This window comes from Serratia sp. CY31944 (assembly GCF_052169175.1).
Classification (GTDB): domain Bacteria; phylum Pseudomonadota; class Gammaproteobacteria; order Enterobacterales; family Enterobacteriaceae; genus Serratia; species Serratia sarumanii.
Map to the genome: position 1 here is coordinate 61,025 of NZ_JBJNLG010000020.1, position 15,658 is coordinate 76,682.

General features: G+C 60.9%; 17 protein-coding genes. 9 read left to right on the top strand and 8 right to left on the bottom strand.

The window, feature by feature from the left end:
- Nucleotides 1-23: 23 nt before the first annotated feature.
- From ACJ8IN_RS19415 to gpmM, 3 genes are read right to left on the bottom strand one after another with little or no spacing between them, the layout of a single operon-like run.
- On the bottom strand, nt 24-977 hold the full coding sequence (locus ACJ8IN_RS19415; protein ID WP_033649728.1) for a divergent polysaccharide deacetylase family protein: 954 nt from the start codon (nt 975-977) through the stop codon (nt 24-26).
- A 2-nt stretch (nt 978-979) separates the two neighbouring features.
- Nucleotides 980-2,314: a murein hydrolase activator EnvC gene (envC, locus tag ACJ8IN_RS19420; protein WP_033649727.1), complete on the bottom strand. Its 1,335-nt coding sequence runs from the start codon at nt 2,312-2,314 to the stop codon at nt 980-982.
- Between the two features lie 9 nt (nt 2,315-2,323).
- Complete coding sequence (gene gpmM / locus ACJ8IN_RS19425; RefSeq protein WP_197653442.1) at nt 2,324-3,868, bottom strand: 2,3-bisphosphoglycerate-independent phosphoglycerate mutase; 1,545 nt, start codon at nt 3,866-3,868, stop codon at nt 2,324-2,326.
- Nucleotides 3,869-4,165: 297 nt separating this feature from the next.
- Here gpmM and ACJ8IN_RS19430 point away from each other — a divergent pair, with 297 nt between their 5' ends.
- The 5 genes from ACJ8IN_RS19430 (at nt 4,166) to cysE (ending at nt 7,349) form a co-directional block, all read left to right on the top strand.
- Nucleotides 4,166-4,600, top strand: coding sequence for a rhodanese-like domain-containing protein (locus tag ACJ8IN_RS19430; RefSeq protein WP_033649725.1), 435 nt, complete (start codon nt 4,166-4,168; stop codon nt 4,598-4,600).
- Nucleotides 4,601-4,628: 28 nt separating this feature from the next.
- Entirely contained in the window at nt 4,629-4,877 is a 249-nt protein-coding gene (grxC, locus tag ACJ8IN_RS19435; protein WP_004931142.1) for a glutaredoxin 3, read from the top strand.
- Between the two features lie 57 nt (nt 4,878-4,934).
- On the top strand, nt 4,935-5,405 hold the full coding sequence (gene secB / locus ACJ8IN_RS19440) for a protein-export chaperone SecB (protein WP_004931139.1): 471 nt from the start codon (nt 4,935-4,937) through the stop codon (nt 5,403-5,405).
- Nucleotides 5,405-6,424, top strand: a complete 1,020-nt coding sequence (gene gpsA, locus ACJ8IN_RS19445; protein WP_033636456.1) for an NAD(P)H-dependent glycerol-3-phosphate dehydrogenase — start codon at nt 5,405-5,407, stop codon at nt 6,422-6,424. Before secB ends, gpsA begins: the two co-directional genes overlap by 1 nt.
- Before the next feature lie 103 nt (nt 6,425-6,527).
- Complete coding sequence (cysE, locus tag ACJ8IN_RS19450; RefSeq protein WP_004931135.1) at nt 6,528-7,349, top strand: serine O-acetyltransferase; 822 nt, start codon at nt 6,528-6,530, stop codon at nt 7,347-7,349.
- A gap of 61 nt (nt 7,350-7,410) precedes the next feature.
- On the opposite strand, the gene ACJ8IN_RS19455 is transcribed toward cysE, so the two are convergent.
- From ACJ8IN_RS19455 to cpxR, 5 genes are all read right to left on the bottom strand, one after another.
- Nucleotides 7,411-8,082, bottom strand: a complete 672-nt coding sequence (locus tag ACJ8IN_RS19455; protein WP_033654532.1) for a DUF3313 domain-containing protein — start codon at nt 8,080-8,082, stop codon at nt 7,411-7,413.
- Between the two features lie 104 nt (nt 8,083-8,186).
- On the bottom strand, nt 8,187-8,960 hold the full coding sequence (locus tag ACJ8IN_RS19460) for a CHAD domain-containing protein (protein ID WP_060431541.1): 774 nt from the start codon (nt 8,958-8,960) through the stop codon (nt 8,187-8,189).
- 51 nt (nt 8,961-9,011) lie between these two features.
- The gene (trmL, locus tag ACJ8IN_RS19465) at nt 9,012-9,485 is read right to left on the bottom strand and encodes a tRNA (uridine(34)/cytosine(34)/5-carboxymethylaminomethyluridine(34)-2'-O)-methyltransferase TrmL (RefSeq protein ID WP_033636451.1); all 474 of its coding nucleotides are present in this window, start codon (nt 9,483-9,485) and stop codon (nt 9,012-9,014) included.
- A gap of 43 nt (nt 9,486-9,528) precedes the next feature.
- Nucleotides 9,529-10,923 (bottom strand): envelope stress sensor histidine kinase CpxA, encoded by a 1,395-nt coding sequence (cpxA, locus tag ACJ8IN_RS19470; RefSeq protein WP_033636450.1) that lies wholly within the window; start codon nt 10,921-10,923, stop codon nt 9,529-9,531.
- Entirely contained in the window at nt 10,920-11,618 is a 699-nt protein-coding gene (cpxR, locus tag ACJ8IN_RS19475; RefSeq protein ID WP_004931124.1) for an envelope stress response regulator transcription factor CpxR, read from the bottom strand. Before cpxR ends, cpxA begins: the two co-directional genes overlap by 4 nt.
- 148 nt (nt 11,619-11,766) lie before the next feature.
- On the opposite strand from cpxR, the gene cpxP reads away from it, so the two are divergent.
- The 4 genes from cpxP to ACJ8IN_RS19495 all read left to right on the top strand — a co-directional run bounded on the left by cpxP (nt 11,767) and on the right by ACJ8IN_RS19495 (nt 15,651).
- Nucleotides 11,767-12,246 carry a cell-envelope stress modulator CpxP gene (cpxP, locus tag ACJ8IN_RS19480; protein ID WP_004931122.1) on the top strand — a complete coding sequence of 160 codons (480 nt, stop codon included), beginning with the start codon at nt 11,767-11,769 and terminating at the stop codon, nt 12,244-12,246.
- Nucleotides 12,247-12,378: 132 nt separating this feature from the next.
- Nucleotides 12,379-13,281 (top strand): CDF family cation-efflux transporter FieF, encoded by a 903-nt coding sequence (fieF, locus tag ACJ8IN_RS19485; RefSeq protein WP_047570041.1) that lies wholly within the window; start codon nt 12,379-12,381, stop codon nt 13,279-13,281.
- 231 nt (nt 13,282-13,512) lie between these two features.
- Nucleotides 13,513-14,475 (top strand): 6-phosphofructokinase, encoded by a 963-nt coding sequence (gene pfkA, locus ACJ8IN_RS19490; RefSeq protein ID WP_004931116.1) that lies wholly within the window; start codon nt 13,513-13,515, stop codon nt 14,473-14,475.
- Between the two features lie 186 nt (nt 14,476-14,661).
- Nucleotides 14,662-15,651: a sulfate ABC transporter substrate-binding protein gene (locus ACJ8IN_RS19495; RefSeq protein ID WP_033636447.1), complete on the top strand. Its 990-nt coding sequence runs from the start codon at nt 14,662-14,664 to the stop codon at nt 15,649-15,651.
- The last annotated feature ends 7 nt before the right edge of the window (nt 15,652-15,658 follow it).

The following is a 15,658-nucleotide window of genomic DNA, read 5'->3' on the forward strand; positions in this document are numbered from 1 at the left end:
GGGCCGGAATTCCGGCCCTTTTTTTACGCTTGCGGTTTGGCTTGCGTCCAGTGCTGCCAATGACGCTTGATGAAGGTCACCGGCGGCGAGGTGGCGATGCTGTCGGCGATGACGCCCAGCGCGGTGCCGGCGTTGGTTTTTTCCTTCGGCGGTTTGACCTTGCACTGCTTGATGCCGCCGCTGAACGGGTTCTTCGGCTGCGGTTTTTGCGGTTTGACCGGCGGTGGGACGTAGCCGCCGCCACCGTTGCCCTGCGGTTCGTTCAGCAGCGCGCTCGGCTTGACCAGCACGATATCGGCGGGCAGCGACGGCAGCATCTGCTGCAGCACCTTCACCGTCGCCGGGCGCGGGTGGCCGATGGCGATGGCGGAGCCGTTGCGCCGCGCCAATTCGACCGCGCGGTTGAACTGGCGGCGGATGTCGGCTTCGTTCGCGGTATCGTCGAGGAATACCTTGCGTTTGATCACCTTCACGCCGGTGCCGGCCGCGGCGCGGGTCGCCTGGCTGCTGCCGATGGTCATGCTGTCGAGGAAATACAGTCGGTAGCTTTCGAGCGCCTGCATCACTTTCTGCATGCCCGGCAGGCTGGAGGTCATGGCGCTGCCCATGTGGTTGTTCATGCCGACCGCGTAGGGCACGTTGTTCACCGCGTTGCGGATGATGCGCTGGATCTCGTCGCTGCTCATGGAAGGCTGCAGGGTATCGCGTTCCAGCGGCTGCTTGCTGAGCGGCGCCATCGGCATGTGGATCAAGACTTCGCGGCCCTGGCTGTGGGCGCGGGTGGCCATCAGGCGGGCATGCGGCGCGTTGGGCAACACCGCGACCGAGATCGCCGTCGGCATTTGCAGCACCGCGTTTTCTTCGTGAGGGCGGTAGCCCACGTCATCGATGACGATGGAGAGTTTTCCTGCCTGCGCAGCGTAAACCTGCAGCAGACAGCCTATTAACAGAGCTGTACGGGTTTTGACATAGCGCAAATCTATCTTCCCAACCACGGCAGTGGGTTAACCGCCTGTCCCTGACGACGGATTTCGAAATAGAGCGACGGCGTTCCCTGGCCGCCGCTGGTGCCGACCAGAGCGATCGGCTGGCCGGCGCGCACCTGCGCCCCGACGTTGACCAACGCGCTCTGGTTGTAGCCGTACACGCTCATGTCGCCTTTACCGTGTTCGACCACCACCATCAGGCCATAGCCTTGCAGCCAGTCGGCCAGCAGCACGCGGCCATCGGCGACGGCTTTCACTTCGCTGCCTTCGCGGGCTTCGATCACCATGCCTTTCCAGCGTAGCTCGCCCTGCTGCTGTTCGCCAAAGCCGTGCAGCGTGCGCCCGCGCACCGGCCACATCAGCTGGCCGGCCGGACGACCGAGGCCGCCGGTTCGCGCCATCAGCGAGCGATCGGCTTCGCTAGGTTTGTAGGTAGTGCCGGTTTTCTTCGCCTGCTGCTCCTTGATGCGCACCTGTTCGCGCACCTTGGCCGCTTCACGCGCTTCGCGTTCGGCGCGCGCACGGGCTTCGCGCTCCGCCCGGGCGATCTTGTCGCGCATGCGGGCTTCGTTCTGGCGCAGTTCCACCAGGCGTTGTTGGTCTTTTTCCAGCGAGGCTTCCAGCGCGGTCAGCGTTTTCTTGCGGGCGCCGCGCGCCTGCTCCAGCTTCTGCTGCTGCGTCTGTTGCTCGCCCAGTAAGGATTTTTGCTGGCCCTGTTTGGCCACCAGCGTGGTTTTTTGCTTCGCCAGCTCGGCGCGGGTCTGCTTCAGCTCTTCGATGGTTTTCTGACGCGCTTCGTTCAGATAGCCGAAATAGGCCAGAATACGTTCGCTGCGCTGGCTTTCTTCACCGCTGAGGATCAGCTGCACGGCGCTGTGCTGCCCTTGCCGGAAGGCGGCGTCGAGCTGTTTGGCGAGGAGGTTTTGTTGGGTTGATTGCTGCTTTTGCAGTTTGGCTATCGAGGCGTTCAGGCCGGCAATGTCCTTGCCCAACTGGGTGAGCGTGCTCTGGGTGTCGCGCAGCTGGCGGCTGGCCTGGGCGATGGTTTTTTCCTGCTGACGCAGCTGATCCTGCAGCGAGCTGCGCTGCTGTTGCTGCTGCTTCACCGCCTTTTCTTTCTCGGCGATGCTCTGCTGGATGTCTTTCAGCTGGGATTTATTGTCCTCCGCCGCCTGGCCGGCGAGCGGCAACAGCAAGACGCCAGCGCAAAATACGCTGGCGCACATGGCGGTGAACGTCCTTGGCGCGGTGCGTTCAGGCAGCGGCCGGCTGCCTGCGTTTGCGCTTCGGGTTACCCTTGATAGTGCAAAAAACGCCTTCTCCCTCATGGAGAAGGATTATTCCACGATGAACAGCGGCTTACCAGTCATCTCTTGCGGGATTTCCATTCCCATCAGCGTTAACAGGGTTGGCGCGATGTCCGAAAGCTTGCCGCCTTCGACCGCCCGCGCCGGTTTACCGACGTAAATCAGCGGCACCGGCAGGCTGGTGTGGGCGGTGTGCGCCTGGCCGGTGGCCGGATCGCGCATCTGCTCGGCGTTGCCGTGATCGGCGGTGATCAGCAGCTGACCATCGACGTCGCGCACCGCATCAACCACCTGGGCGATGCAGGCGTCCAGCGTTTCCACTGCTTTGACCGCCGCTTCATACACGCCGGTATGCCCCACCATGTCGCCGTTCGGGTAGTTGCAGATAATGGCGTCGTATTTGCCGCTGCGGATGGCGCTCAGCAGCTTGTCGGTCAGCTCGGCGGCGCTCATCTCCGGCTGCAGATCGTAGGTGGCGACCTTCGGCGAGTTGACCAGCACGCGGTCTTCGCCCTTGAATGGCGCTTCCACGCCGCCGTTATAGAAGAAGGTAACGTGGGCGTATTTTTCGGTTTCCGAGATGCGCAGCTGGGTTTTGTCGTGCTTCATCAGCCATTCGCCGAAGGTGTTGGCCAGCGACGCCGGCGGATAGGCGCAAGCGGTCGCGATGTCGGCGGCGTATTCGGTCAGCATCACGAAATCGCCGAACTGCACTTGCTTGGCGCGCGGGAAACCGTCGAAATCTGCGTTCACGAAGGCGCGGGTGATCTGGCGCGCGCGGTCGGCGCGGAAGTTCATGAAGATCAACGCGTCGCCGTCCTGCATCGCGGCATCGGCCTCACCGGCGGCGCGGATCACGGTCGGTCTGACGAACTCGTCGTTTTCACCGCGCTGGTAGGCGGCCTGCAAACCGGCGACCGCATCCTCGGCCACGGCGTCGCCTTTGGCCGCGGTCAGCAGGTCATAGGCCAGCTGCACGCGATCCCAGCGGTTGTCGCGGTCCATCGCGTAGTAGCGGCCGATCAGCGAGGCGATGCGCCCGACGCCCAACGCGGCGAAGGCGTCGCGGCAGCGTTGCAGCGGGGCTTCGGCGCTGCGCGGCGGCGTGTCGCGCCCGTCGAGGAAGGCATGCAGATAAACGGCTTTGGCGCCGCGTTGGGCGGCCAGCTTGATCATGGCCAGGATGTGCTCGTCGTGACTGTGCACGCCGCCCGGCGACAGCAGGCCCATGATATGCACTGCCTTGCCGGCCGCTACGGCCTTATCGACGGCGGCGGTCAGCACCGGGTTGGCGAAGAAGTCGCCGTCGGCGATCGCTTTGTCCAGCCGGGTCAGATCCTGGTACACGATGCGCCCGGCGCCCAGGTTGACGTGGCCGACTTCGGAGTTGCCCATTTGCCCATCGGGCAGGCCGACATCCAGCCCGGAGGCGGCGATCAGCGTATGCGGCTGCTCCCGCCACAGGCGATCCATCACCGGAGTGCCGGCGTTCAGGATCGCGTTGTCCTGCCGCTCTTCACGGTGGCCGTAACCGTCCAGGATCACCAGAACCATCGGTTTTTTGTTGCTCGACATTGCATTGACCTCTTATGAACTTTTTAAGCTGCGAATAGCCATGCGCCCGCCGCAAGCATGGCTATTCACCCTCGAAAAACCGGCTGATTTTACATCGCCGCCGGCGATAAATAGCCCAAAGAGATCAAGGTTGCGGCGAATCGCGCGGGCTTTTATGCTCTGACGTCGGGAATTTCTCAGCGCAGCCCGCAGTTTCTGCAATCGCGCTTGCTTATTGGCTGTATTTGCCGCACTCGGCAGGTATACTCTGGAACCTTGACTTATTTATCCCTTAACTGACGGGAGTTGTTACACCCCATGCTGCAAGAAATTATGCCATTCGTAAGCAGACACCCTATTCTGAGCCTGGCTTGGATCGCTCTGCTGGTCGCCGTGATCGTCATGACCTTCAAAAGCCGTTTTTCCAAGGTCAAAGAGATCGCCCGCGGTGAAGCTATTCGTCTGATCAACAAAGAAGAAGCCGTGGTGGTCGACACCCGCAGCCGCGACGATTTTCGCCGTGGTCACCTGGCCAACGCCATCAACCTGACCGCCAGCGAAATCAAAAGCGGCAGCCTGGGCGAGCTGGAAAAACACAAAGCGCAGCCGATCATCGTCGTGTGCGCCAACGGCACCGCTTCCCGCGAGCCGGCGGAGAACCTGAGCAAGGCCGGTTTTGAAAAGGTGACTATGCTGAAAGACGGCATTTCCGGCTGGAGCGGAGAAAACCTGCCGCTGGTGCGCGGTAAGTAACCGTTTAACCTATTTGAGGTGGCAATCCATGGCTAACATTGATATCTACACCAAAGCGACCTGTCCGTTCTGCCATCGCGCCAAGGCGCTGTTGAACAGCAAGGGCGCGGCGTTTAACGAGATCGCCATCGACGGCGATAACGCCAAGCGCGAAGTGATGATCGAGCGCAGCGGGCGCACCACCGTGCCGCAGATTTTCATCGATGGCCGGCATATCGGCGGCTGCGATGATTTATATGAACTCGATGCTCGCGGCGGCCTGGATCCACTGCTTTAAGCAGCTTGCCGGTTCACCGAGTGTCAATAAGGACGTTTAACCAAGGGTATTACTCACATGTCAGAACAAAACAGCACCGAAATGGCTTTCCAGATCCAACGTATTTATACCAAGGACATCTCTTTCGAAGCGCCGAATGCGCCGCAGGTTTTCCAGCAGGAATGGCAGCCGGAAGTTAAACTTGATCTGGATACCGCGTCCAGCCAGCTGGCTGACGAAGTGTATGAAGTGGTACTGCGCGTAACCGTGACGGCGACCCTGGGCGAAGAGACCGCGTTCCTGTGCGAAGTGCAACAGGCGGGCATCTTCTCGGTAGCAGGCATCGAAGGCACGCAGCTGGCGCATTGCCTGGGCGCATACTGCCCGAACATCCTGTTCCCGTATGCGCGCGAGTGCATCACCAGCCTGGTTTCCCGCGGTACGTTCCCGCAGCTGAACCTGGCACCGGTCAACTTTGACGCGCTGTTCATGAACTATCTGCAGCAGCAGGCGGAAGGCGAAGGTGCCGCACCACATCAGGATGCCTGATGAACACCGTCAATGCTTCAATGACTGTCATCGGTGCCGGCTCGTACGGCACCGCATTGGCCATTACGCTGGCGCGTAACGGCCACACCGTGGTGCTGTGGGGACATAACCCCGCGCAAGTTCAAACGTTGCAGCAAGATCGCTGCAATCAGGCGTTTCTGCCCGACGTTCCCTTCCCCGATACCCTGCTGCTTGAAGCCGATTTGGCGCGGGCGCTGGCGGCCAGCCGCGACGTGCTGGTGGTGGTGCCGAGCCACGTGTTCGGCGACGTGCTGCGCCAGCTGAAGCCGCATCTGCGCCCGGACGCCCGCATCGTGTGGGCTACCAAGGGGCTGGAAGCGGAAACCGGCCGGTTGCTGCAGGACGTGGCGCGTGAAGCGTTGGGCGAGGCGATCCCGCTGGCGGTGCTCTCCGGGCCGACGTTCGCCAAAGAGCTGGCCGCCGGCCTGCCGACGGCGATCGCGCTGGCGGCGACCGATGCGCAGTTCGCCGACGATCTGCAACAGCTGTTGCACTGCGGCAAGAGCTTCCGCGTCTACAGCAATCCCGATTTCATCGGCGTGCAGCTTGGCGGCGCGGTGAAGAACGTGATCGCCATTGGCGCCGGCATGTCCGACGGCATCGGTTTTGGCGCCAACGCCCGCACCGCGTTGATTACACGCGGGCTGGCGGAAATGAGCCGTCTGGGTTCTGCGCTCGGCGCCGATCCTTCGACGTTCATGGGCATGGCGGGGCTGGGGGATCTGGTGCTAACCTGCACGGACAACCAATCGCGCAACCGCCGCTTCGGCATTATGCTGGGGCAGGGCAAAGGCGTGCAGGAAGCGCAGGACAGCATCGGTCAGGTGGTCGAGGGCTATCGCAATACCAAAGAGGTGTTGGCGCTGGCGCAGCGGCACGGTGTGGAAATGCCGATCACCGAACAGATTTATCAGGTGCTTTACTGCCATAAAGACGCCCGCGAAGCGGCGCTGAGCCTGCTGGGGCGAGCCCGAAAGGACGAAAAACCCAGCGCGTGACATAAAACGATATGTCGGGGCAGCATGCTGACCCCGCTAATGACCTGGGCCGCTTCGCGCTACCGTGTGAAGCGGCCCGTTTGGCAAGGCAGAGGGGAATGTGATGTCGTCAGAAGAGTTGGAACAGGTCTGGAACAGCATTAAATCAGAAGCGCGAGCACTGGCTGATTGTGAACCGATGCTGGCCAGCTTTTTCCATGCGACGTTGCTCAAGCACGAGAACCTGGGCAGCGCGCTCAGCTATATGCTGGCCAACAAGCTGGCGACACCGATCATGCCCGCCATCGCGGTGCGCGAGGTGGTGGAAGAGGCCTACAAGTCCGACAACCAGATGATCGTGTCGGCGGCGCGCGATATCCTCGCGGTACGGCTGCGCGACCCGGCGGTCGATAAATACTCCACGCCGCTGCTTTACCTGAAAGGGTTCCATGCGCTGCAGGCTTACCGCATCGGTCACTGGCTGTGGCAGCAAGGGCGGCAAGCGCTGGCTATCTACCTGCAAAATCAAATTTCCGTCGCCTTCGGCGTGGACATCCACCCGGCGGCGACCATCGGCTGCGGCATCATGCTCGACCATGCCACCGGCATCGTGATCGGTGAGACGGCGGTGGTGGAGAACAATGTCTCTATCCTGCAGTCGGTCACCCTGGGCGGTACAGGTAAAACCAGCGGCGACCGTCACCCGAAAATCCGCGAAGGGGTGATGATTGGCGCCGGCGCCAAAATTCTCGGCAATATCGAAGTGGGCAAGGGCGCGAAGATCGGCGCGGGCTCGGTGGTCTTGCAGGCGATACCGCCGCACACCACCGCCGCCGGCGTGCCGGCGCGCATCGTCGGGCGGCCGGAGAGCGATACGCCGTCGATGGATATGGACCAATACTTTAACGGCACCAATCACGGCTTCGAGTACGGCGACGGCATTTGAGCGCCGTCTGTGCAGCCATTCAGGGGGAGCTTCGGCTCCCTCTGTGTTTTTCAGGCGGCGGTCAGCCCTGTTTCGGGAAGTTGGTGATATCGGTGACGATGTCGTCGATCGCCGCCTTGACGTCATCCGCCGTGACCGGCGTGCTGTCGTTGTTGACGGTTTTGCCGTAGGCCTTGCGTACCACTTCCATCACCGTTTTACCGGTATCTTGGTCGATCAGCTCGCCTTCGATATACAGCGCGGTATTTTGCGTCCGGTGCCCGGTAGCAGCCATGGTGCTGGCGACCACCGCGGCGACCGGCACCACCTCATAGAATTTCATGTCTTCATTTTCGGCGGAAACGGCGGTGATGGCGAGCTTGGCCACCAGCACGCGCGAGCCCGTCGGGCTTGGCAGAATGGTGAAGCGGTTCTGCAGCGCGGTTTTGATCCGCTGGGTCGCGTAGGTCTTAATCTTGTTCAGCGTGTCCTGGCTGACGCGCGCCGTGGGTTTCTCCGCCGGGAAATAGACCACCGGTTGGAAATAGAGGCCGCGATAGTTGGATTCCTTGTAGCTTGGATCTATCCAGCGCAGCGTTTTATGGCCGCTTGGCGAGGTGGTTTCCTGCAGTTTGCTGTAATCGGACAAGAAGCCCGAATACTGCGACGTTTGGGTGACTTTGGACGAACAACCCGCCAGCAACAGGCCCGCTGCCAGAACCGCCATGGCAACGCTCAAGCGTTGTTTCTTCATATGGTTTCCTATGATGAGTGGTGATTACCCTTACAAAACATAGCGCATTATCTACGCCTCATCGGGCATTTTCGGGGCCGGGCGTGCCCTGCCGCGGCCTTTTTTCAGGATCGTGATGCGCCGCCGGTTTTCGCCGCCAGCGCCGATGATAAGGCGGCGAGCAAGTCGTCCGCCTTGGCCAGCGTCTGGCGTTGCTCAGCTTGCCACCGGGGCAACAAGGGCCAGAGATCCGCCTGATGTTCTGCCTGCAGGCACCAGACCTCACGATCGTGCCAGTCGCCGAGGGCGCTTTGCGCCGCCTTGAGGCCCGCCATCGCGGCGGGAGAGAGGGGAAGGCGTCGCGGATAGGCTTCGGCCGCGTAGCGCAGGCGCTTTATCAGCAGCCGCAGGCGGTGGCGATCGTAGCCGGTATCGGCCAATGCCCGGCGCAATTGCTGTTGCTGGCGCTGCAGGCGTCGGTTCAGGCGGTGTTTGGCGGTGCGTCGCGCGGTGCGGCGGAAGCGGCGCGGCCAGGCGTGCAACAGCGAGGGAAAGTCGATGATCTGCGGATGGGCGAGCAGTTGACGGTAGCGGGCCTGAAGATCGCTCTGGCGCACGTTGGCCTGCCAATCCAGGCGATGGCGCGCCAGTTCGGCGATCAGCACCTCGAGATCGCGCAGCGGCGTCGTGAGCCTGCCCAACTCGGCGGCGGCCCGATCGAGCCGCGTTGCGCCGGGGCAGCCGCGCAACGGGCGCAGCAGGCTGCGAATGCGGCGCAGACAGACGCGCAAGTCGTGCAGCGCTTCGGTGTCTTGCGCCTGTTGCAGCCGCAACAGCGCCTCGTTCAGCGCCGGCTCAAGCCGGCGAAGCTGGGTGACAATATCTGCGACGAAAGCCATGTGCCGTGCTCTGGAGAGGATGACCCTTTCAGTATGGCGCGTCGTCGCGGATTACGCCTTGATCAGCGCGCCGGCATAGTCCAACTGCCGCCAGGCCTCATACACGACCACCGAGACGGCATTCGACAGGTTCATGCTGCGGCTTTGCGCCTGCATCGGGATGCGGATTTTTTGCTGCGCAGGCAGCGCATCGAGGATATCGGCGGGTAACCCGCGCGTTTCCGGGCCGAACAGCAGGTAGTCGCCGGCCTGATAGCTGACGGCGCTGTGCGCCGGCGTGCCTTTGGTGGTGAGGGCAAACAGCCGTTGCGGCTTTTCGGCGGCGAGAAAGGCGGCGTAATCGGCATGACGGCTGACGCGGGTGAACTCATGGTAGTCCAGCCCGGCGCGGCGCAGGCGCTTGTCGTCCCACGGGAAACCCAGCGGTTCGATCAGGTGCAGGTTAAAGCCGGTATTGGCGCACAGGCGGATGATATTGCCGGTGTTGGGTGGAATTTCGGGTTCAAATAAAACGATGTTCAGCATGTTGCAGGCCCCTCGTGAACGAGGGGCGCAGGATAGCAAACTCTTACTGTTCTGTCTTAGTCGACAGACGTTGATGATGCAGCGGCAGCCACAGCACCAACCGCAGGCCGCCAAGCGGGCTGTCTTCGGCCTTCACCCAGCCGCGATGCTGGTTGATAGCCGCCTCGACTATTGCCAGGCCGAGGCCGGTGCCGCCGGATTCGCGGTCGCGCGCCTCGTCGGTGCGATAGAACGGACGGAAGATCTGCTCGCGGTCTTCGGCGCTGACGCCGGGGCCGTCGTCGTCAACCTGGATGGTCACGCCCTGATTGTCGGCGCTGAACGCCACGGCGATGCGGGTGTGCGAATAACGCAGGGCGTTGCGCACGATGTTTTCCAACGCGCTGTCCAGCGCGCTCGCGTTGCCAAACAGCGTCCATGGGCCGGGCGGCGCGGTGATCTCCAACTGCTTGCCCATCTGTTCCGCTTCGAAACGGGCGTTGTCCAGCACGTCGGCCCACAGTTCGTTGGCCTTCAGCTGCTCGCGCGCCAGCTCGCTCTTCTGCTGACCGCGCGACAGCGCCAGCAGATCGTTGATCATCGAATCCAGCCGCTGCGCTTCGGTTTCGATGCGCGCCAGTTCGTGGCCTTCGCCGTGGCGGCGGCGCATCAGCGCGGTGGCCAGCTGCAGGCGCGTCAGCGGCGTGCGCAGCTCGTGCGAGATGTCCGATATCAGGCGTTGCTGAGCATTCATCATGCGTTCCAGCGCGCTGACCATCTGGTTGAAGCTGGCGCCGGTGGCCAGGAATTCCTGCGGGCCGGCCTCCAGTTCCGGATGCTGCTTCAGGTTGCCGCGCGCTACTTCATCGGCGGCGTTTTTCAGTTTGCGCGCCGGTTTCGCCAGGCTCCAGGCCAGCCACAGCAGCAGCGGGGCGCTGATCAGCATGGTGACGATCAGCAGCAGCAGCGGCCGGTCGAACATCAGGTTGATGAAATCGGATTGCGGGCTGTTGGCGGGACGGATCAGGTACAGCTGGTAGTTGTCTTCGCCGTCGCGCACCGCGAACGGCCCTACCAGCTCGACGCGGCCGTACTTTTTCTTCTTCGGATGATCCGAGTTGTCGGATTGGCCGATGAAGTTGCGGACGATCTGCATTTCATTGCGCTGCGCGCCGATCACCCGGCCTTCGCTGGTGACCAGCAGCAGGCGTTGGCCCGGCGGCGCCCATTTGTCGATGGCGCGGAACAGGCGGCGCCACCACATCAAATCGTTGGCCGGATCGTTTTGCAACTCGGCCTCGACGTGCTGTTCCAGCATCAATCCCTGCCGCTGTTCGCTGTCGAGCAGCGAGGTCATTTGGCGGGAGTCGAGCTTGGGCACCATCAGCACCAACATTAGCACCAGGGCTAACGTGAACCAGAAAATGGCGAAGATGCGTGCCGTCAAACTGTTGATCATGTTGCAGATACCATCAAATAACCACGCCCGCGCAGGGTTTTGAACCACGGATGCCCGTCTTTGCGATCCGGCAGCTTACGCCGCAGGTTGGAGATGTGCATGTCGATGGCGCGATCGAACGGGGTCAGGCGTTTGCCCAGCACTTCTTGGCTCAGCAGTTCGCGCGACACCACCTGGCCGAGATGCTGCGCCAGCAGGTAAAGCAGGGTGAATTCGGTGCCGGTCAGATCCAGCACCTGGCCGTCGAAGCTGGCCTCCTGGCGACCGGGGTTCAGCTGCAGGCCATCGACATCCAGCGTCGGGGCGCCGCTGTCGACCTGCTGCTGCTGTTCGCTCCAGTTGGAACGGCGCAGAATGGCGCGAATGCGCGCGACCAGCTCGCGATCGTTAAAGGGTTTCGGCAGGTAATCATCGGCGCCCAGCTCCAGGCCCAGCACGCGGTCCAGTTCGCTGCCGCGCGCGGTCAGCATGATGACCGGCGTCTGGTGATGTTGGCGCAGTTCTTTCAGCGTATCGATGCCGTTTTTCTTCGGCATCATGATGTCGAGCAGCAGCAGATCGACGGAGCTGTCCAGCAGCGACAACGCCTGCTCGCCATCGTGCGCGACGACGATATTAAAACCTTCCATTTCAAGCAGTTCTTTTAACAGCGAGGTCAACTCGCGGTCGTCGTCAACTAACAGAATCTTGTTCATTATGATTTACCTCCAGACGCAAAATACGTCATCAACTGTTGCCATTCCATGACTTTACGTAGTTTTACATGCACTGACGCAGGTTTTCAGGTGTAGCGGTACACTGCTCCTCGTTGATTCGCAAAGTGAGAAAGCTTGAGGAGTTGAAATGCGTAAGGTGACCGCATTAGTTATGGCATCACTGCTGGCAATTGGTTCGACCGCTGCCTTCGCTGCCGACACTATACCGGACACAGCCCAACCTCCCGGCAACGACGCGATGACCCGAATACCCGGCCAACACCATATGTTCGACGGTGTCAGCCTCAGCGAACAGCAGCGCCAGCAAATGCGCGATTTGATGCGCCAGGCCCGGCACGATCTGCCTGGTGTCAATGTAGCTGAAATGGAAGCCATGCATAAACTGGTGACCGCAGAGAAATTTGACGAAGCCGCCGTGTATGCCCAGGCGGAAAAGATGGCCCAACAGCAGGTCAAGCGCCAGGTCGAAATGGCCCGGGTGCGCAACCAAATGTATAACCTGCTGACGCCAGAGCAAAAAAGTGTTTTAGACCAGAAACATCAGCAGCGTATGCAGCAGATGGAGCAACAAATTTCTGGTTTGCAGCAAGCTTCTGCCCAGAAGTGAAGTACGACTGAGTAGTCCCCTGTTTTTCCTTGCCATAGACACCATCCCTGTCTTCCCCGCCATGATGGCGGGGTTTTTTTTATCCGACATTTCGCTATATTGAGCGCCACACCTTTTGACCGGGATCCCTTGATGGAACAGCGCTATGCACGCCTGGTAAAGTCCGCTGCGTTGGCCGCTACCGCGCTGGCGTCGTCACTGCTGTTGATCAAAATCGTCGCCTGGTACCACACCGGTTCGGTCAGCCTGCTGGCGGCGCTGGTAGATTCGCTGGTCGATATTGCCGCCTCGCTGACCAACCTTCTGGTGGTGCGTTATTCGCTGCAGCCGGCCGATGCCGAGCACACCTTTGGCCACGGCAAAGCGGAATCGCTGGCGGCGCTGGCGCAAAGCATGTTTATTTCCGGCTCCGCCCTGTTTCTGTTCCTCACCGGCTTCCAGCATTTGTATGCGCCGCAAACGCTGCGCGATCCCGGCGTTGGGGTCGTCGTGACGGTGATCGCGTTGATCAGCACCCTGATTCTGGTCACCTATCAACGTTGGGTGGTCAGAAAAACGCGCAGCCAGGCGGTGCGTGCAGATATGCTGCATTATCAGTCAGATGTCATGATGAATGGTGCTATTCTTATCGCTCTTGGGCTAAGCTGGTACGGCTTCCGGCGGGCAGACGCGCTGTTCGCGCTGGGCATCGGCGTTTACATCCTGTATAGCGCGCTGCGCATGGGCTACGAAGCGGTGCAGTCGCTGCTGGATCGGGCGTTGCCGGATGACGAACGCCAGGCGATTATCGAGGTGGTTTCCTCCTGGCCCGGGGTGAAAGGCGCGCACGATCTGCGCACGCGGCAGTCGGGGCCGACGCGTTTCATCCAACTGCATCTGGAGATGGAAGACACGCTGCCGCTGCGCGAGGCGCACCGGTTGGCCGATCAGGTGGAACAGGCGCTGCGGCACCGTTTTGCGGGGGCGGACGTCATCATTCACCTGGATCCGTGCTCCGTGGTGCCGCCGGGTAGGCAGGGGCATTGGGAGCTATAATCAGATAGAGGCACAGATCGAAGTATTATCATGAATATCTGAGTTAGCTCAGCGTGCCATGCGGTATTTTTACCGTTATATTGCGTGACTTGAATCAATTCAGCTGGGTGTTTTTGATATAATATCCAGCAATAAGCCGTAAAGCTGGTTTTCTGCAGCCGGAGAGGTTTCAAGACGATCGGCGGAGACAGAATTCTTAAGAAATTGCATCTACACAGTTCAGAGGTAGTCATGATCAAGAAAATCGGTGTACTGACGAGCGGCGGTGATTCGCCGGGTATGAACGCTGCAATCCGCGGCGTTGTGCGTTCTGCGCTTTCAGAAGGTCTGGAAGTTTTTGGTATTTACGATGGCTACCTTGGCTTGTACGAAGATCGCATGGAGCAGCTGGACCGCTATAGCGTGTCCGACATGATCAACCGCGGCGGCACCTTCCTCGGCTCTGCCCGCTTCCCGGAGTTCAGGGATGAAAACGTGCGCGCCAAGGCGATTGAAAACCTGAAGAATCGCGGCATCGACGCGCTGGTGGTGATCGGCGGCGACGGTTCCTACATGGGCGCCAAACGCCTGACGGAAGAAGGCTTCCCGTGCATCGGTCTGCCGGGCACCATCGATAACGACGTTGCCGGCACCGACTACACCATCGGTTACTTCACCGCGCTGGAAACCGTGGTGGAAGCGATTGACCGCCTGCGCGATACCTCCTCTTCGCACCAGCGTATCTCCATCGTGGAAGTGATGGGCCGTTACTGCGGCGATCTGACGCTGGCGGCGGCGATTGCCGGCGGTTGCGAATTCATCGTGCTGCCTGAAATCGAATTCAACCGCGAAGACCTGGTGTGCGAAATCAAGGCCGGTATCGCCAAGGGTAAAAAACACGCCATCGTGGCGATCACCGAGCACATCTGCGACATCGATGAGCTGGCGCGCCACATCGAGCAGGAAACCAAGCGTGAAACCCGCGCCACCGTGCTGGGCCACATTCAACGCGGCGGTTCACCGGTTGCCTACGACCGCATCCTGGCCTCGCGCATGGGCGCCTACGCCATCGAGCTGCTGCTGCAGGGCTACGGCGGCCGCTGCGTCGGTATCCAGAACGAAAAAATGGTGCACCACGACATCATCGACGCGATCGAAAACATGAAGCGTCCGTTCAAGGGCGACTGGCTGGAAACGGCGAAAAAACTGTACTGATACGCCGCTCACCGCACGACAAAAGAGCCTCCGCTTGCGGGGGCTTTTTGATGCCCGCCGGCGATATATTCCGTAATCATCTATCCCAAAATTTTTTATTCTTTAATTGCCGGGAAAGTTTCTGGCAGGCTCTGATGCTAAACCAACCGATTGAGGTTGCGCTTAATTTTCTGGGAGAGCCTGTCGATGCGTAAATGGGGTGTAGGTCTGACATTGGTGCTGTTGGCGTCCGGCGCCATGGCGAAGGATATTCAGTTGCTGAACGTGTCATACGATCCGACGCGTGAGTTCTATCAGGCTTACAACACGGCATTCAGCAAGCACTATCAGGCGGAAACCGGCGACAAGGTGACGGTGCGCCAGTCGCATGGCGGATCCGGCAAACAGGCGACCTCGGTGATCAACGGCATCGAGGCCGACGTGGTGACGCTGGCGTTAGCTTATGACGTCGACGCCATCGCCGAACGCGGGCGCATCGAGAAAGACTGGATCAAGCGCCTGCCGGACAACTCGGCGCCTTACACCTCGACCATCGTCTTCCTGGTGCGCAAAGGCAACCCGAAACAAATTCACGACTGGCCCGATTTGATCAAGCCGGGCGTGTCGGTGATCACCCCGAACCCGAAAACCTCCGGCGGCGCCCGCTGGAACTACCTGGCCGCCTGGGGTTACGCGTTGCACCACAATAACAACGATAAGGCCAAGGCGCAGGACTTCGTCAAAAACCTGTACAAGAACGTTGAAGTGCTGGATTCCGGCGCGCGCGGCGCGACCAACACCTTCGTTGAGCGCGGCATCGGCGATGTGCTGATCGCCTGGGAAAACGAAGCGCTGCTGGCGGAGAAAGAGCTCGGCAAAGACAAGTTCGAGATTATTACGCCGAGCGAATCGATCCTGGCCGAACCGACGGTGTCGGTGGTGGATAAGGTGGTCGATAAACGCGGTACCCGCGACGTGGCGACCGCCTACCTGAAGTATCTGTATTCGCCGGAAGGGCAGACCATCGCGGCGCAACACTATTACCGTCCGCGCGATGCGGCGGTGGCGGCCAAGTTTGCCGGGCAGTTCCCGCAGCTGAAGCTGTTCACCGTGGATGACACCTTCGGCGGCTGGACCGAAGCGCAGAAGGTGCACTTCGCCACCGGCGGCGTGTTCGACGAGATAAGCAAACGCTGATGCCGGT